The 20,478-nt window shown below is 71.5% G+C and carries 21 protein-coding genes and 1 pseudogene; 8 read left to right on the plus strand and 14 right to left on the minus strand.

The window, feature by feature from the left end:
• Positions 1–131, plus strand: a pseudogene (locus ACIPSJ_RS50045) (electron transfer flavoprotein subunit alpha/FixB family protein); the annotation flags it as partial.
• A 29-nt stretch (positions 132–160) separates the two neighbouring features.
• Here the strand turns inward: ACIPSJ_RS50045 and ACIPSJ_RS50050 are convergent.
• The gene (locus ACIPSJ_RS50050; RefSeq protein WP_359223867.1) at positions 161–1,327 is read right to left on the minus strand and encodes an acyl-CoA dehydrogenase family protein; all 1,167 of its coding nucleotides are present in this window, start codon (positions 1,325–1,327) and stop codon (positions 161–163) included.
• A 99-nt stretch (positions 1,328–1,426) separates the two neighbouring features.
• Between ACIPSJ_RS50050 and ACIPSJ_RS50055 the strand changes: the two genes are divergently transcribed.
• Positions 1,427–2,917, plus strand: coding sequence for a class I adenylate-forming enzyme family protein (locus ACIPSJ_RS50055; RefSeq protein ID WP_401356780.1), 1,491 nt, complete (start codon positions 1,427–1,429; stop codon positions 2,915–2,917).
• Positions 2,918–2,921: 4 nt separating this feature from the next.
• Positions 2,922–3,686 carry a glucose 1-dehydrogenase gene (locus ACIPSJ_RS50060; protein ID WP_359223863.1) on the plus strand — a complete coding sequence of 255 codons (765 nt, stop codon included), beginning with the start codon at positions 2,922–2,924 and terminating at the stop codon, positions 3,684–3,686.
• Between the two features lie 76 nt (positions 3,687–3,762).
• Here the strand turns inward: ACIPSJ_RS50060 and ACIPSJ_RS50065 are convergent, their stop codons facing one another.
• From ACIPSJ_RS50065 to ACIPSJ_RS50080, 4 genes are all read right to left on the minus strand, one after another.
• Positions 3,763–5,022, minus strand: a complete 1,260-nt coding sequence (locus ACIPSJ_RS50065; RefSeq protein ID WP_401356783.1) for an amidohydrolase family protein — start codon at positions 5,020–5,022, stop codon at positions 3,763–3,765.
• A 37-nt stretch (positions 5,023–5,059) separates the two neighbouring features.
• Positions 5,060–5,389, minus strand: a complete 330-nt coding sequence (locus tag ACIPSJ_RS50070; protein WP_359223859.1) for a hypothetical protein — start codon at positions 5,387–5,389, stop codon at positions 5,060–5,062.
• 17 nt (positions 5,390–5,406) lie between these two features.
• Positions 5,407–6,693: an aromatic ring-hydroxylating dioxygenase subunit alpha gene (locus ACIPSJ_RS50075; RefSeq protein ID WP_401356786.1), complete on the minus strand. Its 1,287-nt coding sequence runs from the start codon at positions 6,691–6,693 to the stop codon at positions 5,407–5,409.
• 156 nt (positions 6,694–6,849) lie between these two features.
• A complete protein-coding gene (locus ACIPSJ_RS50080; RefSeq protein WP_401356789.1) occupies positions 6,850–7,794 on the minus strand; it encodes an NAD(P)-dependent oxidoreductase in 945 nt (314 codons plus the stop codon).
• 78 nt (positions 7,795–7,872) lie between these two features.
• Between ACIPSJ_RS50080 and ACIPSJ_RS50085 the strand changes: the two genes are divergently transcribed.
• Genes ACIPSJ_RS50085 through ACIPSJ_RS50095 form a run of 3 tightly spaced genes read left to right on the plus strand, consistent with a single transcriptional unit; the run spans position 7,873 to position 9,667 of the window.
• Positions 7,873–9,153, plus strand: a complete 1,281-nt coding sequence (locus ACIPSJ_RS50085; RefSeq protein ID WP_401356791.1) for a cytochrome P450 — start codon at positions 7,873–7,875, stop codon at positions 9,151–9,153.
• Positions 9,150–9,338, plus strand: a complete 189-nt coding sequence (locus ACIPSJ_RS50090; RefSeq protein ID WP_359223852.1) for a ferredoxin — start codon at positions 9,150–9,152, stop codon at positions 9,336–9,338. The genes ACIPSJ_RS50085 and ACIPSJ_RS50090 overlap by 4 nt, the downstream gene beginning before the upstream one ends.
• A 14-nt stretch (positions 9,339–9,352) precedes the next feature.
• Complete coding sequence (locus ACIPSJ_RS50095; protein WP_359223850.1) at positions 9,353–9,667, plus strand: DUF1330 domain-containing protein; 315 nt, start codon at positions 9,353–9,355, stop codon at positions 9,665–9,667.
• Here the strand turns inward: ACIPSJ_RS50095 and ACIPSJ_RS50100 are convergent.
• From ACIPSJ_RS50100 to ACIPSJ_RS50110, 3 genes are read right to left on the minus strand one after another with little or no spacing between them, the layout of a single operon-like run.
• On the minus strand, positions 9,664–10,521 hold the full coding sequence (locus ACIPSJ_RS50100; RefSeq protein ID WP_359223848.1) for an SDR family oxidoreductase: 858 nt from the start codon (positions 10,519–10,521) through the stop codon (positions 9,664–9,666). The genes ACIPSJ_RS50095 and ACIPSJ_RS50100 overlap by 4 nt on opposite strands.
• The gene (locus tag ACIPSJ_RS50105) at positions 10,518–10,976 is read right to left on the minus strand and encodes a VOC family protein (RefSeq protein WP_359223846.1); all 459 of its coding nucleotides are present in this window, start codon (positions 10,974–10,976) and stop codon (positions 10,518–10,520) included. The genes ACIPSJ_RS50100 and ACIPSJ_RS50105 overlap by 4 nt, the downstream gene beginning before the upstream one ends.
• A complete protein-coding gene (locus ACIPSJ_RS50110) occupies positions 10,973–11,677 on the minus strand; it encodes a TetR/AcrR family transcriptional regulator (RefSeq protein WP_359223844.1) in 705 nt (234 codons plus the stop codon). Before ACIPSJ_RS50110 ends, ACIPSJ_RS50105 begins: the two co-directional genes overlap by 4 nt.
• A 37-nt stretch (positions 11,678–11,714) precedes the next feature.
• Here ACIPSJ_RS50110 and ACIPSJ_RS50115 point away from each other — a divergent pair, with 37 nt between their 5' ends.
• Together ACIPSJ_RS50115 and ACIPSJ_RS50120 are read left to right on the plus strand one after the other, a co-directional pair.
• Positions 11,715–13,052, plus strand: coding sequence for an acyl-CoA dehydrogenase family protein (locus ACIPSJ_RS50115; protein WP_401356794.1), 1,338 nt, complete (start codon positions 11,715–11,717; stop codon positions 13,050–13,052).
• The gene (locus ACIPSJ_RS50120; protein WP_359223839.1) at positions 13,049–14,077 is read left to right on the plus strand and encodes a phosphotransferase family protein; all 1,029 of its coding nucleotides are present in this window, start codon (positions 13,049–13,051) and stop codon (positions 14,075–14,077) included. Before ACIPSJ_RS50115 ends, ACIPSJ_RS50120 begins: the two co-directional genes overlap by 4 nt.
• A gap of 16 nt (positions 14,078–14,093) precedes the next feature.
• On the opposite strand, the gene ACIPSJ_RS50125 is transcribed toward ACIPSJ_RS50120, so the two are convergent.
• Genes ACIPSJ_RS50125 through ACIPSJ_RS50150 form a run of 6 tightly spaced genes read right to left on the minus strand, consistent with a single transcriptional unit; the run spans position 14,094 to position 20,449 of the window.
• A complete protein-coding gene (locus tag ACIPSJ_RS50125) occupies positions 14,094–15,242 on the minus strand; it encodes an acyl-CoA dehydrogenase family protein (RefSeq protein ID WP_401356796.1) in 1,149 nt (382 codons plus the stop codon).
• Between the two features lie 12 nt (positions 15,243–15,254).
• Positions 15,255–16,388 (minus strand): thiolase family protein, encoded by a 1,134-nt coding sequence (locus ACIPSJ_RS50130; protein WP_401356798.1) that lies wholly within the window; start codon positions 16,386–16,388, stop codon positions 15,255–15,257.
• Positions 16,373–17,197 carry an enoyl-CoA hydratase/isomerase family protein gene (locus ACIPSJ_RS50135; protein ID WP_401356801.1) on the minus strand — a complete coding sequence of 275 codons (825 nt, stop codon included), beginning with the start codon at positions 17,195–17,197 and terminating at the stop codon, positions 16,373–16,375. The genes ACIPSJ_RS50130 and ACIPSJ_RS50135 overlap by 16 nt, the downstream gene beginning before the upstream one ends.
• Positions 17,194–18,384, minus strand: coding sequence for a CaiB/BaiF CoA transferase family protein (locus ACIPSJ_RS50140; protein WP_401356804.1), 1,191 nt, complete (start codon positions 18,382–18,384; stop codon positions 17,194–17,196). The genes ACIPSJ_RS50135 and ACIPSJ_RS50140 overlap by 4 nt, the downstream gene beginning before the upstream one ends.
• Positions 18,384–19,151, minus strand: coding sequence for an SDR family NAD(P)-dependent oxidoreductase (locus ACIPSJ_RS50145; protein ID WP_359223830.1), 768 nt, complete (start codon positions 19,149–19,151; stop codon positions 18,384–18,386). The genes ACIPSJ_RS50140 and ACIPSJ_RS50145 overlap by 1 nt, the downstream gene beginning before the upstream one ends.
• On the minus strand, positions 19,151–20,449 hold the full coding sequence (locus ACIPSJ_RS50150) for an amidohydrolase family protein (protein ID WP_401356807.1): 1,299 nt from the start codon (positions 20,447–20,449) through the stop codon (positions 19,151–19,153). The genes ACIPSJ_RS50145 and ACIPSJ_RS50150 overlap by 1 nt, the downstream gene beginning before the upstream one ends.
• Positions 20,450–20,478 lie beyond the last annotated feature (29 nt).

A 20,478-nucleotide genomic window follows, 5' to 3' on the forward strand; every position in this document is an offset into this window, starting at 1 on the left:
CCAAGACCATCGTGGCCGTCAACAAGGACGCCGAGGCCCCGATCTTCGAGCTGGTCGACTTCGGCGTGGTCGGCGACCTCTTCGACGTCGTCCCCCAGCTCACCGAGGCGATCAACACCCGCAAGGGTTAAGGAAGTTCTGCGGTTCGGGACTGCCTTGGTCAGTACGACCTGGGCAGTCCCAGCACGTGCTGGGAGACGTAGTTGAGCACCATCTCCTGGCTGATCGGCGCGAGCCGCAGCAGCCGTGACTCACGGAAGTACCGCTCGACGTGGTACTCGCGGGCGTACCCCATACCGCCCAGCGTCTGCACCGCCCGGTCGGCGGCCTGGAATCCGGCGTCGGCGCACAGGAACTTGGCCATGTTGGCCTCACGGCCGCACTCCAGCCCCCGGTCGTAGCGCCAAGCGGCGTTGCGGGCCATCAGACGGGCGGCGTCGAGGCGGGTCAGGGCTTCGGCGAGCGGGAAGGCGATGCCCTGGTTCTGGCCGATGGGGCGGCCGAAGACGATCCGGTCCTTCGCGTACCGGGTGGCCGCGTCCAGGGCCGCCCGGCCCAGGCCCAGGGCCTCGTGGGCGAGCAGGATGCGCTCGGGGTTGAGGCCGTCGAGGAGGTAGCGGAAGCCCTCGCCCTCCTCGCCGATCCGGGCGCTCGCCGGGACCCGCAGGCCGTCGATGAAGATCTCGTTGGAGGCGACGGCGTTGCGGCCCATCTTGGGGATCGGCCGGATGTCCATCGCCGTACGGTCGACGTCGACCAGGAAGACCGAGATGCCCTTGGTGGGCTTGTCGACCTGGTCGCGCGGGGTCGTACGGGCGAGGAGCACCATCTTCTGGCTGTCGCCCGCCTTGGTGATCCAGATCTTGCGGCCGTCGATGACGTAATGGTCGCCGTCGCGGCGGGCGAGGGTGGAGATGCTGGTGGTGTCGGTGCCGGCGTCGGGTTCGGTGACGCCGAAGCAGACGTGCAGGTCTCCGGTGGCGGCGTGCGGAAGGACTTCGCGGCGGAGTTGCTCGCTGCCGTGCCGGGCCAGGACGTTGAGGCCGAAGATGGTCAGGTGCATGGTGCTGCAGCCGTTCATGCCGGCCCCCGAGGCGGCCACCTCCTCCAGCAGGAGTGAGGCCTCCAGGACGCCGAGTCCGCCGCCGCCGTACTCCTCGGGGACGGCGATCCCGAGCCAGCCGGCCTTGGCGAAGGCGTCGTAGAAGCTCCAGGGGAACTCGGCCCGTTCGTCCTGCCCGGCCCAGTACTCGGGGCCGAAGGAGGCGGCCAGCTCACGGACGCCCGTACGGATGTCCTCCTGCTGCTCGGTCAGCTCGAAATCCACGTGGCCCCCTGGAGCGCAACCCTGCACAACTATGGAGAATGAGGTTTCCCTATACGTAGAATATCGTTCGCAGTCGGGGAGCGGAAGAAAGGGTGGGCCGTGAACATCGCGATGCTGCTCGACATGGCCGTGGCGGGCGATCCGGACCGGGTGGCGGTCGGGACGCGCGGCTCGGGTATGACCTGTGCGGAGCTTCGGCGCGTGGCCGGTGGAGTGGCGGCTGTCGTCCATCGGTCGGGGGCGCGGGAAGTGGTGTTCGCCGGGGTCAACGGGCCGGACTTTCCCGTGCTGTTGTTCGGTGCCGCGCTGGCGGGCGTGCCGCTGGTGCCCGTCAACTACCGCCTCTCCGCGGACGCGTTGACCGGTCTGCTCGATCACACCGACCGTCCGCTGGTGGTGGCGGACGAGTCCCTCGCGGGTGCGTTCGCCGGGGCCGGGCTGTCGGTGCGCACCCCCGGGGACCTGCTGGCGGAAGGGCGGGCCGCCGAGCCGGCCGAGGGTCTGGAGGGGGCGGCGGACGACCCGGCCGTGCTGCTGTTCACCAGCGGGACCACCGCCGCGCCCAAGGCGGCCGTGCTCCGGCACCGGCATCTGACCAGTTATGTCCTGCAGACCGTGGAGTTCGCCTCCGCCGCCCCGGACGACACCGTCCTGGCCTCGGTCCCGCCGTACCACGTCGCGGGCGTCGGCTCGGTGCTGAGCAGCCTGTACGCCGGTCGCCGCATGGTGCACCTCGGCGCCTTCGAGCCGGGCGGCTGGCTGGAGCTGGTCCGTTCCGAGGGCGTCACCTCCGCGATGGTGGTGCCGACCATGCTGGCCCGGGTCGTCGAGCATCTGGACGGCCGTCCGGCCGAGGTGCCGACGCTGCGCGCGCTGGCCTACGGCGGTGCCCGCATGCCGCACACGGTGCTGGAGGCGGCGCTGCGGGCCTTCCCGGCCACGGGTTTCACCAATGCCTACGGGCTGACCGAGACCAGTTCCACCATCGCGCTGCTGAGCCCCGACGACCATCGCGCGGCGCTGGCCTCCGACGACGTCGAGGTGCGCGCCCGGCTGCGTTCGGCGGGCCGCATGGTGCCGGGCGTGGAGGCGCAGATCCGGGACACGGCCGGGGCCGTGCTGCCCTCCGGGGTGCCGGGCGAGCTGTGGGTGCGTGGCCCGCAGGTGTCCGGGGAGTACAAGGGGGCCGCCGCGCTGCTGGACGCGGAGGGCTGGTTCCGCACCCGGGATCTCGCCCGCTTCGACGACGACGGTTATCTGTTCGTCGTGGGACGCGCCGACGACACGATCATCCGGGGCGGTGAGAACATCGCTCCGGCCGAGGTGGAGGACGTCCTGCTGGGCCACGAGGCCGTGCGCGAGGCGGCGGTCGTCGGCGTGCCGGACGAGGAGTGGGGCGAGCGGATCGCGGCCTTCGTCGTCGTCCACGAGGGCTCGGAAGTCGACGCCGAGGGGCTGCGGGCCTGGGTGCGTGCCCGGCTGCGCGGGTCCAGGACGCCCGATGTGGTCGTCTTCCGCGAGGAGTTGCCGTACACACCGACCGGAAAACTGCTGCGGCGCGAGCTGCTGACACTGATACGGAAGGGCTGACGCCGTGACGTCGTTCGCTGAGCTGCACGACCTGACGGGCAAGGTGGCGGTGGTCACCGGCGGTTCGCGCGGGATCGGGCGGGCCATCGTGCAGACGCTGGCGGAGGCCGGCGCCGATGTGGTGGTCGCCTCCCGGAAGGGTGAGGTGTGCCGGGCGGTCGCCGAGGAGGTGCGGGCGTCGACCGGGCGGCGGGCCGTCGGGATCGCCTGCCATGTCGGCCGCTGGGACGACTGCGAGCGGCTCGTGGCGGAGTCCGTGGAGCGGCTGGGCGGGCTGGACGTGCTCGTCAACAACGCCGGGATGTCACCCCCGTACGAGAGTCTCGACGCGGTCGGCGAGGAGCTGTACGACAAGACCCTCGCCGTGAACCTGAAGGGGCCGTTCCGGCTGGCGGTCCTCGCGGCGACGCACATGGCGGACCACGGCGGCGGCTCGATCGTCAACATCGGTACGGCCGGGTCGCTGATGGCGAGCGTCCACGAACTGCCCTACGCCTGCGCCAAGGCCGGTCTCAACGCGCTCACGGTGGGGCTCGCGGAGGCGTACGCCCCGAAAGTGCGCGTCAACGCCATTCTCCCCGGGCCGGTGCTCACCGACGCCCACCGGGCCTGGGCGGCCGAGGACTTCGACACCTCGTTCGTGCCGCTGGGCCGGCTCGGTGTGCCGGCCGACGTGGCGCCCCTGGCACTGCACTTCGCCAGTGCCGCGTCCAGCTTCACGACCGGGGCGATCGTGCGGGTCGACGGGGGCATCACGCGGAAGGTCTGAACCCCGTACGCCATGCGGAAGGGCGGCGGCTCCGGTCGGAGTCGCCGCCCTTCCGTCCCCCCGTCCCCCCGGCCTGTCAGTGGTCGGCGGTCTCGTTCCGGTACACCTGTCCGCCCTTCATCACGAACCGCACGTCCTCGGTCACCCCGATGTCGGTCAGCGGGTCGCCGGGGACGGCGACGATGTCGGCGAGCAGGCCGGGTTCGAGGCGGCCGCGGTCGTCGGCGTCGATCAGTTCCGCGGCGACGGTCGTCGCGGCCCTGAGTGCGGCCAGCGGGGTCATGCCGCGGTCGACGAGGGCGAGGAGTTCGCGGGCGTTGCGGCCGTGCGGGATCGCCGGGGCGTCGGTGCCGCAGGCGACCCGGACACCGCGTTCGATGGCCCGTCTGGTCGTCGCCTTGGCGCGGGGGAAGACGTCGGCGGCCTTGGCCTGGAGTTCGGGCGCGGCCTTGGAGACGTCCATGCCGTCGGCAATGTAGGTGGTGGCGACCAGGAAGGTGCCGCGCTCCACCATCAGGTCGAGGGTCTCGTCGCCGGCCAGGAAGCCGTGTTCGACGCAGTCGATGCCCGCGTCCAGCGCGGCCCGGATCGCCCGGTCGCCCATGCAGTGCGCGGCCACCTTGAGCCCGGCCCGGTGTGCCTCGTCGGCGATGGCGCGCAGTTCCTCGTCGGAGTACTGCTGGGCGCCGGCCGGGCCGGTATGTGACATGACACCGTTGGAGGCGCACACCTTGATGACCCGCGCCCCGTGCTTGATCTGGTAGCGGACCGCCTTGCGCACCTCGTCGACCCCGTTCGCGATGCCCTCCTCGGTCGTCAGGGGCATGATGTGCGGCGCCAGTGCCTGGAACATGGTGGGGTCGAGGTGCCCGCCGGTCGGCGTGATCGCGTGCCCGGCCGGCACGACCCGCGGTCCCTCGATCCAGCCCAGGTCGATGGCCTTCTTCAGCGCCACGTCAAGCAGCAGGCCACCGGTCTGCACGAACAGACCGAGGTTGCGTACGGTCGTGAAGCCGGCCCGCAGGGTGCGGCGGGCGTTGGCGACCGCGCGCAGGGTGCGGACGGCGGGATCGTCCTGGACGGGGTTGAGGGGGCTGCGGTGGTCGGGCCCGCCGAGGAGCAGGTTGACCTCCATGTCCATCAGGCCGGGCAGGAGCGTGACGTCGCCCAGGTCCAGTTCGACGGTGTCGGGCGGGACGGCCGTCGGGGCGACGGCGGTGATGTGCTCGCCCTCGATCAGCAGGTCGCCCGGCTCGACGAGTTCACCCTTGTCGATGTCGAGCATGCGGGCGGCACGCAGCCGGACCGGGGGCTGCGGGGCGCGTGGGCGGGGCATCAGGCACCTCCCGCGGCGCGGTGGGCTCGCACGGCGCTCACACCGCCGGTTCGACGACGGCGTCGATGCTCGCCGGGCCCGTGTCGGGCACCCGGGGCTGCCGCCAGGCCTCCACCGAGAAGGCGACGGTCACCAGGGCGCAGAACAGCCACAGCAGGTGCTTGTCCGCGTCGGAGATGTCCGCCATGGAGATGTTCTGCAGGTATTCCGTGCCGGACGCGAGGAGCGGGAACGCCGCGTTGTAGAAGGTGTCCAGTTCGTCCATGGTGCTGGCGATCCGCTTGGCGTAACGGGCCTTCTCGGTGGGGACGGCCCAGTCGGCGAAGGGCTCCAGCGCGGCGAACTCGGAGGGAAAGACGGTGGCCATGGTTCGGTCTCCTCGGGTCAGTTCGCGGCCGGGGCGCCGGAGGTGCGCTGCTGGTACTCGCGGACGTACTGCCGGGCGGTGCCGTGCAGATGGCGGAGCAGGACCTCCTGGTCGTTGAGGGGGAACTCCCGCACCGCACGCGATTCGAGCATGGTCTGGGTCGCCTCCAGGGTGTTGCCGTCCTGCAGGCCGTACTCCTTGAAGGAGACGACGGCCAGCTCCTGCTGCAGGCGCTGGAAGGCGTTCTCGGGCGGGACGAAGTAGCAGGTCGCCTCGAAGATGTGCGTGTTGTACGAGGTCGGCCAGTAGTGGTACGTCAGCACCCAGTTCGGCCGCCAGATCAGCAGCATGAAGTTGGGGAAGAAGACGAACGAGTCCATGCCCCAGCGCGGGTCCCGGGTGGGGTTGACGGCCGGCGGCAGCTGCTCGGTGCTCAGGCCGATGTCCGGGGCCTCCCAGGGTCCGAACAGGCCGCTGCGCAGGGCTCCTTCGATGGGCTTGACCATCGTGCGGTCGTGCGGCGGGGCGATGCCGCCCCAGGAGGAGACCATGCTGTGCGGGCCGTCGATGTCGTAGTGCAGGGCCTCGTACCCGTACTTCTGGATCTTGCGGGCCTCGTCGGACACGTACTGCCCCGCGTGCAGGATCGGCGCGTGGTAGAACTCGGCGAACGCGTCGATGAACAGCTTCCAGTTGGCGCCGATCTCGGCGCGGTAGCGGTGCGCCTGGGTCATCTTGTGGAACGGGTAGCCCTCGATGCCCTTGGCGAACTCGCCCAGGAACTCCCGTAGCGGGGTGGTGTTCTCGGGGTCGAGGTTGACGAAGACGAACCCCTCCCAGATCTCCGTCCGCACGCCCTTGAGGCCGTACTGCGACTTGTCCAGGTCGAAGAACTCCTGCTCCTGCTGGACGAAGGACAGCTTGCCTTCGAGGTCGTAGCGCCAGGCGTGGTACTTGCAGGTGAACTGGCGGCAGACCCCGCTGGTCTCCTCGCGCGGGAAGTCGTTCCACACGAGCTTGTTGCCGCGGTGCCGGCACACGTTGTGGAAGGCGCGCACCTCGTCGTCCATGCCGCGCACCACGACGACGGAGGTGCCGGCCGCGTCCAGCTCCTTGGTGAAGTAGCTGCCGCGCTTGGGGAGTTGCTCGACCCGCCCCACGTTCAGCCAGGTGCGCTTGAAGATCGCCTCCCGCTCCAGTTCGTAGTGCGCGGGGGAGATCGAGTCCTCGTACGACACCGGCTCCGTGCCGATCTTCAGGTGTGCGGTCCAGCTGCCTGCCGCGGGCTTCTTGAAGTGCGCCATGGGGTCTGGTCCTCCAGTCGCTTGTACGGAGGGGACTCACGATAATCTCAGTCTCTCCGAATGAGAATGCTATTCTCATTCCGGATCGGCCGTCAAGTCAGCCGCTTGTCAGGAAGAGCGCGGGAGGCCGCGGCGGGCTCGGCGGCCGGTCCTCCGTCAGGACCCGTCCACGAAGGGGAAGATCCGGGTGAAATCGGCCCCCGGCTCGGCCCGGGCGAACCGGCCCCAGACGATGCCGGCCGCCTCCCCGATCGCGGCCGGGCCGCCCTGCTCGGCCACCGCCCGGAGATACAGCCGTACATCCTTCTCCATCAGGGAGTTGGCGAAGCCGGCGGCGTAGCGGCCGGTGAGGACGTGGGCCGGGAACTTGTCCTCGGTGGCCGCGCTCCGGCCGCTGGACTCGTTGAGCACGTCGAGCATCGTGGCCATGTCGAGTCCGGCGGCCAGCCCGAAGGCGACGGCCTCGCTGGTGGCGGCGAGGGCGGTCGCGGACAGGAAGTTGTTGGCGAGCTTGAGGGCCTGGGCCATGCCGGGACGGTCACCGACCCGGCGGCGGCGGTCGCTCAGTCCGGCCAGCACGCCCTCGACGGCAGAGCACGCGTCGCCGTCCCCGGCGTACATGACGGTGAGGGTGCGGGCGCGGGCTCCGGCGACCCCGCCGGAGACGGGGGCGTCGACGTAGCCGATACCGCCCCCGGCCAGCAGTCCGGCGACGGTGCGGGCGGCGGCCGGGCCGATGGTGGAGGTGTCGACGACGTACCGTACGAGGCGGCCGGGCGCCGCCAGGATCTCGCGGGCGACCTGCTCGGACGCGGCCCCGTCGGGCAGGCTCAGCACCAACACGCCCACGCGGCGGGCGACTTCGGCCACCTCGGGAACATGCACGGCACCCTCGGGCGAACGCCCGGCACCCAGCGCGTCATGGGTCACGACCGTACGTCCGGCACCCACCAGGTTTCCGGCGAGCACGCTCCCCATGTTGCCGAGGCCGACGAACCCGACCCTCCCGGCGCGCGGTTCTCCGCCTCGCCCATCGAGCTCCCGCGTCTGTTCCACAACTCTCCTCATCACGAATGAGAATGGCGCTCTCCTGAACATCATTCAGCATTCCAGCAAACGGAGAATTGTGCTACCGTCCCCGATCGTCAGGGTGCCGGCCGAGAGGGAGCCGAACAGACCGTGAACGACTTCGAGGCGATCGACTTCTTCCGGGACGAGAGGCTCGTCGCGGATCCCTATCCCTATTTCGACGCCCTGCGCGGGCAGTGCCCCGTCCACCGGGAGAACCATCACGACGTGATGATGGTGACCGGGTACGAGGAGGCGCTGCAGGTCTACAACGACACCGACACCTTCTCCTCCTGCGTCTCGGTCACCGGTCCGTTCCCCGGGTTCCCGGTCCCGCTGGAGGGGGACGACGTCAGCGGGCTGATCGAGCGGCACCGGGACGCGCTGCCGATGAGCGACCAACTGCCCACCATGGACCCGCCGGTGCACACCGACCACCGCGCCCTGCTGATGCGGCTGATCACGCCGAAGCGCCTCAAGGAGAACGAGGCGTCCATGTGGCATCTCGCCGACGGGCTGCTGGAAGGGTTTCTCGTGCCGGGCGAGGGGGAGTTCATCGGCGGGTTCGCCGGGCCGTTCACGCTCCTCGTCATCGCCGACCTGCTCGGCGTGCCGGAGGAGGACCGGCAGGAGTTCATGGACCGGCTCCAGAACCGTCCGCCGGACGGGGGCGGCGTGGGCAGCACGGGGGCCGACACACTGCACCACTCGCCGCTGGAGTTCCTCTACGGCCGCTTCAGCACGTACATCGAGGAGCGCCGCCGGGAGCCGCGCGAGGACGTGCTCACGGGACTGGCGACCGCGACCTTCCCGGACGGCTCGACCCCGGAGGTCATGGACGTCGTCCGGGTCGCGGCCAACCTCTTCGCCGCCGGCCAGGAGACCACCGTCCGGCTGCTCGGCTCGGCGCTCAAGGTGCTCGCCGAACGCCCGGAGCTGCAGCGGCTGTTGCGCACCGAGCGGGAACGCATCCCGAACTTCGTCGAGGAGGCGCTGCGCGCGGAGAGCCCGGTGAAGGGCGACTTCCGGCTGTCCAGGGTGGCGACGACGGTGGGCGGTGTGGAGGTCCCGGCCGGGACGACGCTGATGGTGGTCAACGGCGCCGCGAACCGCGACCCGCGCCAGTTCGAGGACCCGGAGACCTTCGACGTCGGCCGTCCGAACGTCCGCCGGCACCTCGCGTTCGGCCGCGGTGCCCACACCTGCCCGGGCGCGCCCCTGGCCCGCGCCGAGGCCCGGGTGACCCTGGAACGGCTGCTGGACCGCACCTCCGACATCAGGATCGCCGAGCGGGTGCACGGCCCGGCTAACGCCCGCCGTTACCAGTACGTGCCGACCTTCATCCTCCGCGGCCTCACCCATCTCGACCTGGAGTGGAGCCCGGCCCGATGAAGGTCACCGTCGACGACGACCGCTGCCGCGGGCACGGGGTGTGCTGCTCGCTCTGCCCGGAGGTGTTCGACCTGGGCGACGACGGCTACGCCGTGGTGGACACCCCCGAGGTCCCCGCCGAACACGAGAACGCGGTCCGCTCGGCCGCCGCCCTGTGCCCCGAGCACGCCATCACCGTGAGCTGACGACGAGGAGCACCATGCCCAAGGGCTACGTCATCTTCACCGAGGCCATCGACGATCCCGCCGCGATGGCCGCGTACGGCAGGGCCGCCGGGCTCTCCCTCGCGGAGAGCGGGGCCGCCGTCCTGGCCGTCGACTCCGGCCCGCAGGTGCTGGAGGGAGAGTGGCACGGCGACCAGACGGTCGTCCTGGAGTTCGAGTCGGTGGCGGCGGCCCGGGCCTGGTACGAGTCGGCCGCCTACGAGAAGGCCAAGCCGCTGCGGCAGGCGGCGGCCCGGACCAACGCCGTGATCGTGTCCGGGATCGCGCCGCCGGCGGCAGCGGACGGCTAGCCGGAGCGTGCCGTCAGCCCGGCCCGTACCCCACCGTCGACCAGGATGTCGACGCCGGTGAGGAAGGACGCCTCGTCCGACAGCAGGAAGGCGACGACGGCGGCGAGTTCCTCGGGGCGGCCCTCGCGTCCGAGCGCCGACTGCCGTACCAGCGCGGCCATGGACGGGTGGTGCTCCGCCTCCTGCCGGCCCTGCGGGGTGGCGACGACACCGGGCGACACCGAGCAGACACGTGCCCCGGCCGGTCCGACACGCACGGCCTCCCGTTGCACAAGGCGCTGGACTCCGCGTTTGGCCCAGGTGTAGGCGACGCCCGGGTCCTCGATGTCCGGTCCGACGGCGGCGCGGATGCGGTCGAGGAAGTGCTCGTCCAGCGGGTCCGCCAGGGCTTCCTCCGTCGCGGGCCGGGGTTCGGTGTCGCCGAACAGCGCGGCCATCGAGGCGAAGCACACCAGCGCCGTCCCGCGCGTGGCGAGCGGGCGCAGGGCCTCGGCCAGCAGTGCGGTGCCGACGAGGTCGACCGTGAGGATGCGGCGCCAGTCCGCCATGGTCGGTGAGATACCGGCGGCGTGGGCGACGGCGCGGAGGGTGCCGAGTTCACGCGCGCGGGCGGCGAGGCGGGCCAGGCCGTCGCGGTCGGTGATGTCCAGGGTGTGCGGTTCGACGACGGTCGCCCGCGCGTCCGTGGAGAGTTCCGCCGCGGCCGCGGCCACCGTCTTCTCGTCCAGGTCGACCAGCAGCAGCCGGTCCACCGTCCCGGCCAGCCGCCGGGCGCACTCCAGGCCCATGCCGCGCCCGGCTCCGGTCACGATTCCCACACTCGTCGTGCGTCCGGGTTCCGTTGCGGCGGTCATGACGGCCTCCTGCCGGTCGCCCAGTACTGCTCCAGGACGGGTTGCAGCGCGCGGGTGACGAGTTCGACGCGCGGGCCGGTGGGGCCGCGGTGGAACGCCCAGTACGGGGTACCGTCCGGGCGGCGGCCGACGGCCTCGGACGCGTAGCCGCGCCGGGCCAGTTCGGCGGAGTCGGCGGCCACGTCGTCGGACCAGTACCCGAGGTGGTGGACTCCCGAGTCGGCGGCCGGCTGCCAGAGGGTGCCCGGGACGCTGCGGACCAGTTCCAGCCGGGGGACGGACATGGAGTACGTCGACGCCAGGTCGAGCACCGTGTCACCGCCGGGCAGGCTCACCTGGGCGGGTGCGCCCAGTTCCGCGCACCACTGGTAGCCGAACAGCGCCGTCAGCTCGGCCGCCGCCGCCGGAATGTCGTCCACGACGATGCCCACGTGGAACTGATCGCTCGCCTTCATTCACGCCCTCCCTGGGGTGTGACCGTGCGCAGACAGAAGCGGGTGAGATGGTCGAAATCATCGTCCGTCGGCGGCGTCCGGCGCCACAGATGGTCGGCGAGGCGGCCGACCGTGGCGTGGGCGGCGAGGGACGCGTCCAGGTCGGGAGCGGCGCTCCCCAACCGGGCGTACGGCGCACGTAGCAGGTCGGCGAGGAGGCCGGTGGCGGAGGGCGGGCCGGCCAGGAACCCCTCCCCCACGCTCTGCGCGTTCCACATGACGGCGAGGGTCGTCGCGGCCGTGTCGGCATCCCTGGCCTGGGACAGGACGCCCTCGACCCAGCGGCGCACCTGACCCTCCGGCGTGGGCTCCTTCGCCATCTGGTGGGCGATGTAGCCGCACAGGCGCTCGGTGCCGTCCTCCATGATCGCGGCAACCAGGGCGTCCTTCGAGCGGAAGTGCCGGTAGAACGCCTCGTTCGACAGTCCGGCGGCCGCCACGATATCGGCGACCCGCGGGCGCGCGCTGGTGCCGCAGCGGCGCATCACCGCCCGTGCCGCGTCGAGCAGGGCGCGCACCTCGTCGGCGTACTGGTCGGCGCGCCGGGCCAGGGCGCGCCGGGCTATCCGGTCGGCCAGGCCGTCCGGAGGCCGGCCCGGCGGCGCGTCAGAAGTCGATCCAGAAGTCGCGTTCCGCGTCAGGGGAATTGTGTTCTCCTTCATGAGAACGTTATTCTGGCACCTGCCGGAAGGAGACACAATGCCGTGGGACTTCGAGACCGAGCCGGACTACCAGGCGCAGCTGGACTGGGCGGACCAGTTCGTGCGGGAGGAGGTCGAACCCCTCGATCTCCTCTGGGACGGCCTGCAGTTCACCCCGCCCGACGACAACCTCCGCAGCGTCCTGGACCCCCTCAAGAAGGAGGTGCGGGCGCACGGACTGTGGGCGACCCACCTCGGCCCGGAGCTGGGCGGCGCGGGCCACGGGCAGGTCAGACTGTGCCTGCTCAACGAGATACTGGGCCGCTCCTCCTGGGCCCCGATCGTCTTCGGCTGCCAGGCGCCGGACACGGGCAACGCGGAGATCCTCGCCCACTACGGCACCGCGGCGCAGAAGGAGCGCTATCTGCGCCCGCTGCTCGACGGCGAGATCTTCTCCTGCTACTCGATGACGGAGCCCCAGGCGGGCGCCGACCCCAAGGAGTTCACCACCCGGGCGGTGCGGGACGGTGGGGGCACCTCCCGCTCGAGCGCAGCCGAGAGTGGGGGAGAGTGGGTCATCGACGGCTGGAAGTACTTCTCGTCCAACGCGAGGACGGCCGCCTTCTTCATCGTGATGGCCGTGACGGACCCGGACGGGGACCCGTACAAGAGCATGTCGATGTTCCTGGTCCCGGCGGAGACACCCGGAATCGTCATCGAGCGGAACGTCGCGCTGGCCGGTGAGCCCGAAGAACGGGGTTCTCACGCACTGGTGCACTACGAGGGCGTACGCGTGCCGGCGGACGCGCTGCTCGGCGGGGAGGGTCAGGCGTTCGTGATCGCGCAGACCCGGCTCGGCGGCGGGCGGATCCATCACGCGATGCGGACGATCGGGCTCGCGGGCAAGGCGTTCGACATGATGTGCGAGCGGGCGCTGAGCCGGCACACCCAGGGCACCGTCCTGGCCGACAAGCAGTTCGTGCAGGGGCACATCGCCGACTCGTGGGCGCAGCTCCAGCAGTTCCGGCTGACCGTGCTGCACACCGCCTGGAAGATCGACAAGTACAACGACTACCGCAAGGTCCGCAAGGACATCGCGATGGTGAAGGTGCTGCTGCCGGGCGTGCTGCATGACATAGCACACCGCGCGATCCAGGTGCACGGCGCGCTGGGCGTCAGCGGCGACATGCCGTTGTTCCGGATGCTGCTGGGCGCGAGCGTGCTGGGCATCGCGGACGGGCCGACCGAGGTGCACAAGGTGACGGTCGCGAGGCAGGTGCTGCGGGACCACCGGGCCAGCGAGGACCTCTGGCCGAGCGGCTACCTCCCCAAGCGGCTGGCCGCGGCCCGCGCCAAGTACGCGGAGTTCCTGGAGCCCGGGGCGGAGACCCGATGATCGACGTCGAGCGGCTGGCGCCCTGGCTGGACGAGTCCGGGCTGCCCGGCAAGGGCGAGGCGGTCGAGCACCGGTTCGTCTCGGGCGGTGCGCAGAACGAGATCTACGAGATCCGGCGCGGCGAACTGCACTGCGCCCTGCGCATCCCGCCGCCCGCCGCGCCGCCCGCCCGCGACGAGGGCATCCTGCGGGAGTGGCGGATCACGGAGGCGCTGAACGGCACGGACGTCCCGCACACCGAGGCGATCGCCGTCTGCACGGACACCGCCGTCCTCGGCCGTACCTTCTATCTGATGGAGTTCGTCGACGGCTGGTCGCCGATGTCCACCACCGGCGGACGCGGCTGGCCGGAGCCGTTCGGCACCGATCTCGCCGCACGGGCCGGGCTGGCCTACCAACTGGCCGAGGGCGCCGCCCTGCTGGGCCGGGTGGACTGGCGGGCGAAGGGGCTGCACGACCTGGGCCGCCCGGACGGCTTCCACGAGCGGCAGGTCGACCGCTGGACCCGCTACCTGGAGCGGGCCAAAGGCCGGGAGCTGCCCGGCTTCGAGACGGCCGCCGCCTGGCTGCGCGCCCACAAGCCCCTCGACTACGTCCCCGGCCTGATGCACGGCGACTACCAGTTCGCCAACGTCATGTTCCGGCACGGCGCCCCGGCCCGGCTGGCCGCCGTCGTCGACTGGGAGATGGGGACGATCGGCGACCCCAAGCTCGACCTCGCCTGGATGCTGCGCGGCTGGCCCGAGGACACCGGTGCCCCCGAGGCGGCCACCGCGTCCTATGTCGACCTGTTCGGCATGCCCTCGCGGGCTCAGCTGATCGAGCACTACGCGCAGGTGTCCGGCCGTCAGGTCGACGACATGGACTACTACGACGTCCTCGCCCAGTGGAAGCTGGCCATCGTGCTGGAACAGGGCTTCCAACGGGCCGGTGACAACGAGAAGTTGCGGGCCTTCGGTCCGATGGTGCTGGACCTGATGAAGTCCGCGGCCGACCTCGCGGAGACCACGGCCTACGGAACCTGAGCCGCACGCGAGCGGCTCACAGCCCCAGCGACTTGGCGATGATCACCTTCATGACCTCGCTGGTCCCGGCATAGATCCGGGTGATGCGGGCGTCGGCGTACAGCCGGGCGATCGGATACTCCGCCATATAGCCGTAGCCGCCGAAGAGTTGCAGACAGCGGTCGACCGCGCGGGCCTGCGCCTCCGTGCAGAAGAGTTTCACCTTGGCCGCGTCGGCGCCGGACAGTTCGCCGGCGACGAGGTCGAGGACCGCGCGGTCCAGCATGGTCTGCGCGGCCTCGATCTCGGTGGCCACGGCGGCGAGTTCGAACTTGGTGTTCTGGAAGGCCGCCACCGGCCTGCCGAAGACCTCGCGTTCCTTGACGTAGGCGATCGTCGTGTCCAGGGCGGCCCGTGCCTGCGCGACCGAGCCGACCGCCACCGTCAGCCGCTCCTGTGCGAGGTTGTGGCCCAGATAGCCGAAGGCCGCGCCCTCCTCCCCCAGCCGGTTGGCGACCGGGACGCGTACGTCGTCGAAGGCCAGCTCGACGGTGTCCTGGACCTTGATGCCCAGCTTGTCCAGGACCCGTCCCCGGGTGAAGCCGGGCATGCCGTCCTCGACCACGAGCAGGGTCAGCCCCGCACGCCGGTCGGCGGGGTCCGCCGACGTCCGCGCGACGACGATCACCAGGTCGGCGAGGAGCCCGCCGGTGATGAAGGTCTTGGCACCGTTGAGGACATACGTGTCGCCGTCGCGTACGGCGGTGGTGCGGATGCCCGCCAGGTCGGAGCCGGTGCCGGGTTCGGTCATGGCGACGGCGGTGAGCAGCCGGCCGGCGGCGAGGCCGGGGAACCAGCGCTGGCGCTGTTCCGCGTCGGCGTAGGCGAGGAAGTAGGGCAGGATGACGTCGAGTTGGGTGCGCACGGTGCCCAGGGTGACCAGGGCCCGGGACGCCTCCTCCTGGAGGACGACGTTGTAGCGGTAGTCGGCGATGCCCGTCCCGCCGTACTCCTCTGGGATCGCGATGCCGAGGACGCCGAGCGCGCCCAGCCGTTCGAAGAGCTCACGGGGCAGCCGGCCGTCCTGCTCCCAGGTGGTGTAGTTCGGGACCACCTCCTTGGCCACGAACTCCCGGACCAGTGTGCGGAATTCCTCGTGGTCGGCGGTGAAGATCTGTCGGCGCACCGAAACCCCCGGTCAGTCGATGAGTTCGACGAGTGTGGCGTTGGCGGTGCCGCCGCCCTCGCACATGGTCTGCAGGCCGTAGCGGATCCCGTGGTCGCGCATGTGGTGGATCATGCGGGTCGTCAGGACGGCACCGGACGCGCCCAGCGGGTGGCCGAGCGCGATGGCGCCGCCGAGCGGGTTGAGCAGGGCCGGGTCGGCGCCGGTCTCGGCGAGCCAGGCGAGCGGCACGGGCGCGAAGGCCTCGTTCACCTCGAAGACACCGACCTCGGACAGGCCGACGCCGGCTTTCGCGAGCACCTTCTCGGTGGCCGGGATCGGGCCGGTCAGCATGAGCACCGGGTCGGCGCCGACCACCGCGCCCGAGCGGTAGCGGACGACAGGGGTGAGCCCCAACTCCCTAGCCTTCCCAGGGGTGGTGACCAGGAGGGCCGCCGCGCCGTCCGAGATCTGGGAGGCGTTGCCCGCGTGGATCAGGCCGTCGTCGAGGAAGGCGGGCCTGAGCCGCGCCAGCTTCTCGGCGGTGGTGCCGCGCCGTACGCCCTCGTCGGCCTTCACGCCCTCCACCGCCACGATCTGTGCCTCGAAGGCGCCGCTGTCCTGCGCGGTGGCCGCGCGTTCGTGGGACAGGGCCGCGAACTCGTCGAGGCGGGTGCGGGTGAAGCCCCACTTCTGGGCGATCTTCTCGGCGGAGAGTCCCTGGTTGAAGGAGAAGTCGTGGTAGCGGGCGAGGACTTGGGGCCCGTACGGCGTCCCGGTGGCCCGTGCCGAGCCGAGCGGCACCCGGCTCATGACCTCGACCCCGCCGGCCACGACGACGTCCTGCTGGCCGGACATGACGGCGTGGACGGCGAAGTCGAGGGCCTGCTGGCTGGATCCGCAGGCCCGGTTCACGGTGGTGCCGGGGACGGTCTCGGGCCAGCCGGCGGCGAGGACGGCGTAGCGGCCGATGTTGCTGGACTGGTCGCCGACCTGGGAGACGCAGCCCCAGACGACGTCGTCGACGAGCGCCGGGTCGAGGCCGGTGCGTTCGGCCAGGGCGTTCAGGACGACGGCGGAGAGGCCGGCCGCGTGCACGCCGGACAGGCCGCCGTCGCGTTTCCCGACGGGGGTGCGGACGGCCTCGACGATCACTGCTTCGCGCATGAAGGGTCCTCCGTCGGGGGCTGGCGGAACCAGCGGCCGGTGAAACGCGGTTCTCGCTTCTCGGCGAAGGCCGCGTAGGCCTCGGTCACGTCGGTCGAGGCGAAGTTCGCCGTCTGGGCGCGGGCCTCGGCGGCGAGCGCCTCGCGCAGGGTGCGGCCGGTGCCCTCGTCGAGGAGCGCCTTGGTCTGTGCGAGGGCGACGGGCGGCCCGGCCGCCAGCCGGTCGGCGAGGTCGGCGACGTACGCGTCGATCTCGTCGGCGGGCACCACCCAGGTGACGAGGTTCAGGGACCGGGCCTCCTCGGCGTCGATCGTCTCGGCCAGCAGGGCGAGTCGCTTGGCCTGCTGGAGTCCGGTGAGCCGGGGCAGCAGCCAGGAGCCGCCGCAGTCCGGGGAGAGTCCGCGGCGGGTGAAGATCTGCGAGAACCGGCTCTCCGGCGTGGCCACCACCAGGTCGCAGCCCAGCGCCAGGTTCCACCCCGCGCCGACCGCCGCGCCGTCGACCTTGGCAACGGTCGGGACCGGCGACTCGTGCAGCAGCAGGGCGACCTCGTTGAGGTCGCGCACCTTGTCCAGGGGGTGCCGGGTGTCGGCGGCGCCGCTGGTCAGGTCGGCGCCGGAGCAGAAGGCTCCGCCGGCGCCGGTGAGGACGAGGGCCCGTACGGCGGGGTCGTGGGAGGCCTCGGTGAGTGCCTGCCGCAGCAGTCCCCACAGGTCCCGGTCGACGGCGTTCCTGCGGTGCGGGCGGTTCAGGGTGAGGGTCCGTACGCTGCCGCTGTCGCTGGTCAGGAGCGCGGGCGGGGCGGTCATGTGGCGTTCCCCGACTCCGTTTCGTGGCAGCCGAGTTCGGCCAGGATCCGCTCGGTGTGCTCGCCGAGCGCGGGGACGGCGCCCATCGGCGGGTCGTAGCCGGCGATGACCGGGGGCGGCAGCAGGGCCGGGACGGGCCCGGCGGGGGTGGCGATGCGGCGCCAGCGGTCGCGGGCCGCTAGGTGGGGGTGGGCGAGCACGTCGTCCGGGGTGTTGTAGCGGGAGTTGCCGATGCCCGCGTCGTCGGCGCGCTGCTGGATGTACGCCAGCCGGTGCCGGCCGCACCAGGCGCCGATCTCGGCGTCGAGCAGCTCGCGGTGGGTGACGCGGCCCGGGTTGGTGCGGAAGCGGTCGTCGGCCGCGAGGTCGGGGCGGTCCAGCAACTCCCGTGCCAGGCGCTGCCATTCGCGGTCGTTGGTGGTGCCGAGGACGACCGTGTGGCCGTCGGCGGTGCGGTAGGCGCCGTACGGGGCGACGGCGGGCGAGCTCATGCCGAGCGGCTGCTGCCAGCCGCCCGCGTGCCGGGTGTAGGTGAGCGGATAGCCCATGAGTTCGGTCATGGTGTCGAACATGCTCACCGCGACGGCTCCGCCCGGCTTGCCGCGGCGCTCACCGGAGTACAGCAGCGCCACGATCGACAGGGCCGTGTAGAGGCCGGTGCTGGCGTCCGCGATGGGCGGGCCGGGTTTGGCCGGGGCGCCGGGGTGGCCGGTGATGGCGCAGACGCCGGACTCGGCCTGGACGAGGAGGTCGTAGGCGCGTTTGTGGGAGAGCGGTCCGCCGGGGCCGTAGCCGTCGATCTCCACCGCGATCAGGTCGGGGTGGCGGGTCGCCAGGTCGTCGGGGGCCAGACCGAGTTTGGCCGTGGTGCCGGGGGCGAGGTTGGAGACCAGCACGTCGGCGCGGTCGAGGAGGCGGTGCAGGATCGCCGTCCCCGCTTCTGACTTGAGGTCGAGGGCGATGGACTCCTTGCCCCGGTTGGCCCAGACGAAGTGGGCGGCGAGGCCGCCGACCACGTCGTCGATGTGGCGGGCCGAGTCGCCGCCGTCCGGGTTCTCCACCTTGATGACCCGGGCGCCGAGGTCGCTCAGGACCCGGGTGCACAGGGGTGCGGAGACGGCCTGCTCCAGGGCCACCACCGTCACGCCGGAGAGAGGCCCCGGAGTCAGGAGCGGTTCCGGCGTCATCAGATCACCAGGCCGCCGTCGACCGGCAGGACCTGGCCGGTGACGAAGGAGGCCGCGTCCGAGGCGAGGAAGACGAAGGCCCCGGCGACCTCGTCGGGTTCCGCCCAGCGGCCGAGCGGGATACGGGCGAGCATGGTGGCGGCGAACTTCTCGTGGGTGCGGATGGTCTCGGTCATGGGGGTGGCGGCCAGCGGCGCGAGGGCGTTGACCTTGATCTGCCGCCTCGCCAGCTCCCTGGCCAAGGACTTGGTCATGCCGATGACCGCCGCTTTGGCGGCGGAGTAGTTGACCTGGCCGAGGGTGCCGGTCAGGCCCGCGGACGAGGTGACGTTGACGATGCGTCCGGTGCCGTCGGTGGGCAGGTACGGAAGAGCGGCCTGGGAGCAGGTGAAGGTGCCCAGGACGTGGATGTCGAGCAGGCGGCGGAAGGTGTCCTCGTCGAGGTCGGGGAACATGGCCGGCGCGGTGACGCCGGCGTTGTTCACCAGGATGTGCAGGGTGCCGTCGGCGAGGTCGGCGGCCCGGGAGACGGCGTTGTCGGCGGCGGGCCGGTCGCGGACGTCGAGGGGCGCGCTGTCGGCGGTGCCGCCCGCCGCCGTGATCTTCCCCGCGACGGCCGCGGCGGCGGTCGGATCGACGTCGGTGACGAGGACGGCGGCACCGGCCCGGGCGAGGGCGTGGGCGACGGCGGCGCCGATGCCGCCCGCGGCTCCGGTGACCAGCGCCGAGCGTCCCGTGAGGTCGAACAAGTCGTTGCCGTTCGCCACTACTTGCTCGCCGCCGCTACGGCCGCGCGGGCCCGGGCGCGGAAGGCCTCCAGCTTGTCGACGGGTTCCTTGAGCTGGCGGCTGCGGGCCCGGATGCTGACGTCGTGGCCCGCGGCGGCCACGCGCAGGGCGCCGACCGTGGCCTGTTCGCGGGGGATGTGCGCGAACGGGTCGAAGGAGTACCAGCGCATGGCGTTCTCGTGGGTGATCTTCACGGTGTCCGCGTCCGGGACGGCGAACTCGGTGAGGACGCCGTGCAGTTGCTCGGGGGCGTCGGGCCACAGGGAGTCGCTGTGCGGGTAGTCGCCCTCCCAGCAGATGTTGTCGATGCCGATGTCGTGCCGCAGCTTCACGCCGAGCTTGTCGGTGATGAAGCAGGTCAGGAAGTGCTCGCGGAAGACCTCGGAGGGCAGCTTGCCGCCGAAGTCCTGGAGGGTCCAGGCGGCGTGCATCTCGAAGGTGCGGTCGACCCGCTCCAGGAAGTAGGGGATCCAGCCGGTGCCGCCCTCGGAGAGCGCGATCCTCAGGTCCGGGAAGTCCTTGAGGGTGCGCGACCAGAGCAGGTCGGCGGCGGCCTGGACGAGGTTGATGGGCTGGAGGGTGATCATCACGTCGGGCGGCGAGTCGACGGCCGGGATGGCGAGGCGGCCGGAGGAGCCGATGTGCACCGACAGGACGGTGTTGGTGTCGCAGGCGGCCTGCCACACCGGGTTCCAGTACGGGTCGTGGAAGCTGGGGTAGCCGAGGGCGGCCGGGTTCTCGGGGAAGGTCATCGAGTGGCAGCCCTTGGCCGCGACCCGGCGCAGTTCGCCCGCGCAGAGTTCGGCGTCCCAGATGGCGGGCAGGGCCATCGGGATGAAGCGGCCGGGGTAGGCGCCGCACCACTCGTCGATGTGCCAGTCGTTGTAGGCGCGGACGAGGGCGAGGGAGAAGTCGGAGTCCTCGGTGGCGAACATGCGGGCCGAGAAGCCGGGGAAGGACGGGAAGTTCATCTGGGCGAGGACACCGCCGGCGTTCATGTCCTTGACGCGTTCGTGGACGTCGTAGCAGCCGGGGCGGATCTCGTCCATGCCCTGCGGGTCGAGGCCGTACTCCTCCTTGGGGCGCCCGGCCACGGCGTTGAGGGCCGCGTTTCCGACGGTGTTGTCGCGGAACTGCCACACGTCGCTGCCGTCCTCGCGGTGGACGAGCTTGGGGGCGTCGTCCAGGTACCGCTTCGGGAGGTGGTTCACGAAGATGTCCGGCGGCTCGATGACGTGGTCGTCGACGCTGATGAGGATCAGGTCGTCCTTGTTCATGCGAGGTCCCTTTCGCTGTGAAGCCGGTG

This window comes from Streptomyces sp. NPDC090088 (genome assembly GCF_044747345.1).
Classification (GTDB): Bacteria; Actinomycetota; Actinomycetes; order Streptomycetales; family Streptomycetaceae; genus Streptomyces.

Bases quoted from the DNA above. Each gene is read 5' to 3' on its own strand.
- ACIPSJ_RS50065 (WP_401356783.1), bottom strand. From the start codon at position 5,022: ATGCCCCGCCCACGCGCCCCGCAGCCCCCGGTCCGGCTGCGTGCCGCC.
- ACIPSJ_RS50070 (WP_359223859.1), bottom strand. From the start codon at position 5,389: ATGGCCACCGTCTTTCCCTCCGAGTTCGCCGCGCTGGAGCCCTTCGCC.
- ACIPSJ_RS50075 (WP_401356786.1), bottom strand. From the start codon at position 6,693: ATGGCGCACTTCAAGAAGCCCGCGGCAGGCAGCTGGACCGCACACCTG.
- ACIPSJ_RS50080 (WP_401356789.1), bottom strand. From the start codon at position 7,794: ATGATGTTCAGGAGAGCGCCATTCTCATTCGTGATGAGGAGAGTTGTG.
- ACIPSJ_RS50090 (WP_359223852.1), top strand. From the start codon at position 9,150: ATGAAGGTCACCGTCGACGACGACCGCTGCCGCGGGCACGGGGTGTGC.
- ACIPSJ_RS50095 (WP_359223850.1), top strand. From the start codon at position 9,353: ATGCCCAAGGGCTACGTCATCTTCACCGAGGCCATCGACGATCCCGCC.
- ACIPSJ_RS50100 (WP_359223848.1), bottom strand. From the start codon at position 10,521: ATGACCGCCGCAACGGAACCCGGACGCACGACGAGTGTGGGAATCGTG.
- ACIPSJ_RS50105 (WP_359223846.1), bottom strand. From the start codon at position 10,976: ATGAAGGCGAGCGATCAGTTCCACGTGGGCATCGTCGTGGACGACATT.
- ACIPSJ_RS50110 (WP_359223844.1), bottom strand. From the start codon at position 11,677: ATGAAGGAGAACACAATTCCCCTGACGCGGAACGCGACTTCTGGATCG.
- ACIPSJ_RS50115 (WP_401356794.1), top strand. From the start codon at position 11,715: ATGCCGTGGGACTTCGAGACCGAGCCGGACTACCAGGCGCAGCTGGAC.
- ACIPSJ_RS50120 (WP_359223839.1), top strand. From the start codon at position 13,049: ATGATCGACGTCGAGCGGCTGGCGCCCTGGCTGGACGAGTCCGGGCTG.
- ACIPSJ_RS50130 (WP_401356798.1), bottom strand. From the start codon at position 16,388: ATGCGCGAAGCAGTGATCGTCGAGGCCGTCCGCACCCCCGTCGGGAAA.
- ACIPSJ_RS50135 (WP_401356801.1), bottom strand. From the start codon at position 17,197: ATGACCGCCCCGCCCGCGCTCCTGACCAGCGACAGCGGCAGCGTACGG.
- ACIPSJ_RS50140 (WP_401356804.1), bottom strand. From the start codon at position 18,384: ATGACGCCGGAACCGCTCCTGACTCCGGGGCCTCTCTCCGGCGTGACG.
- ACIPSJ_RS50150 (WP_401356807.1), bottom strand. From the start codon at position 20,449: ATGAACAAGGACGACCTGATCCTCATCAGCGTCGACGACCACGTCATC.